Genomic DNA, 2,271 nt, shown 5'->3' with positions numbered 1-2,271 from the left:
AATTCGGGGCTACCGGATTGAGACGGGCGAAGTCGAAGCGAAGTTGCTACAGGTGAAAGGCGTACGCGAAGCCGTGGCGCTGGTTCGAACTGATGCGGAAGGGCAGAAAGTGTTATGTGCATATTACACACCGGATGCAGGAACGGATCTGGCAGTGAACAATCTACGTGGCGCGTTGGCACAGGACTTACCAGGATACATGATTCCGTCGTACTTCGTGGAGATGGAGCGTCTGCCACTGACGCCGAACGGAAAGATAGACCGGAAGGCGCTGCCAGCGCCTGAAGGGGAGGCAAGAAGCGGAACGGAGTATGTTGCACCACGCAATGAGCTAGAAAGAAAATTGGCCTCGATATGGCAGGAGGTGCTGGGACTTACGAAGGAGATCGGCGTGTACGAGAACTTCTTCGACATCGGTGGTCACTCCCTGCGGGCAACGACATTGGTCAGCAAGATTCATAAAGAGCTGAACGTGGATCTGCCACTGCGAGAGGTGTTTCGTCATTCTATGATCGAGAACATGGCGGTTGCTATTTCCCGGCTAGATGAGCAGAAATTCGTTGCCATTCCACTGGCGGATAAACGTGAGGTGTACCCACAATCTTTTGCTCAAAAACGCCTCTTTATCTTGAATCAACTGGAAGGTGCGGAGCTTAGTTACAACATGCCAGAAGCCATGGTGCTAGAGGGTGCTTTGGATCGTGCAAGGTTCGAAGACGCATTCCATAAGCTTGTGGAGAGGCATGAAATGTTGCGCACCGGGTTCGAGATGGTGGATGGCGAAGCTTCACAACGGATTTACCAGGAATTGGATTTTTCCGTGGAGTTCTACTCGGCGGATGAGCAAGAGGTCGAAGAGATCGTTCGTCGTTTTGTCCGTCCGTTTGACTTGGGGAAACCTCCGTTGCTGAGAGTGGGCCTTGTCCAGCTTACTCCGGAACGCCATATTCTAATGTACGATATGCATCATATTATTTCTGACGGTGTTTCGATGGAAATCTTTGTTGAAGAATTCGTCCGCTTGTATGGTGGAGAACAACTGGAGCCTTTACGTATTCAGTACAAAGATTATTCCGTTTGGCTACATTCGCAGGAGCAGAAGGAACGGCATCAGCATCAGGAAGCATACTGGCTGAACATGTTCCAAGGGGAAATTCCGGTGCTGGAAATGCCAACCGATTATCCGCGTCCAGCTGTACAGAGCTATGAGGGTCACACACTGGAGTTTTTCTTAGAAGCTTCGAAAACGGATGCCCTGAAGCAGTTGGCTTCAGAGACGGGCACGACACTGTTTATGGTGTTACTTGCTGCGTATAACGTGCTTCTGCACAAATATTCAGGTCAGGAAGATATGGTTGTTGGTACGCCAATTGCCGGAAGGAATCATGGAGATGTGCAACCGTTAATCGGGATTTTCTTAAATACACTGGCGATTCGCAGTTATCCGTCTTCGGAGAAGACATTCCTGTCATACCTGAACGAAATTAAAGAAACGACCCTTCATGCTTTCGAGCATCAAAACTATCCGTTCGAAGAATTGGTGGACAAGGTGCAAGTCGACCGTGATTTAAGCCGTAATCCCCTTTTTGACACGTTGTTTACGATGCAGAATACGGAGAACGATGAATTCGAGTTAGAAGGGCTCCGCTTGACATCTTATCCGAGCGCAATGGATACCGCAAAGTTTGATATTAGCTTGGATGTGGGTGAGGAGAACGGCGGCTTGGATTACAGCTTCGAATATGCGACGGCTCTTTATAAAAGGGAGACGATCGAACGGCTGGCCAAACATTACGAGCAGTTGCTCGTCACGATTGTAAGCCGTCCGGATGCGAAGATTGCTGAGCTGAGCTTGTTAAGGACTGAGGAAAAAGAAATGCTCGACTCATTTAACCCGGCGCAACTAGAAGTGGAAGTTACTCTTGCGGCTGCGTTCCACCGTCTGTTTGAAGAACAGGTGCAGCGCGCACCTGAATCGGAGGCGGTTGTGTACGAGAATGACCGCCTAACGTATGCGGAGCTGAATGAGCGGGCGAATCGTTTGGCATCTACATTGCGCGCAAGCGGCATCGGCCGGGAATCCATCGTTGGCATTTTTGCCGAACGTTCGGTGGAATTGCTTGTAGCCGTGATGGCTGTGTGGAAAGCAGGCGGCGCGTATGTACCGCTCGATCCGGATTACCCGGCAGATCGCGTGCGGTTCATGCTCGAAGACAGCGGAGCGAAGGTACTATTAACGCAAACGCCACTACGAGAGCGAGCCGAAGCTTG

1 protein-coding gene is annotated in these 2,271 nt (G+C 50.6%); it reads left to right on the top strand.

Annotation, left to right across the window (positions count from 1 at the left end; genetic code table 11):
• Positions 1-2,271, top strand: a 2,271-nt coding sequence (locus EC604_RS29285) for a condensation domain-containing protein (RefSeq protein ID WP_151458141.1), incomplete at both ends; no start/stop codon positions are given.

This window comes from Paenibacillus amylolyticus (genome assembly GCF_003719335.1).
In the GTDB taxonomy this organism is placed as follows: Bacteria; Bacillota; Bacilli; order Paenibacillales; family Paenibacillaceae; genus Paenibacillus; species Paenibacillus amylolyticus_D.
Note: the sequence above shows the minus strand (reverse complement) of the source record. Positions and strands in the feature narration are given on the sequence as shown.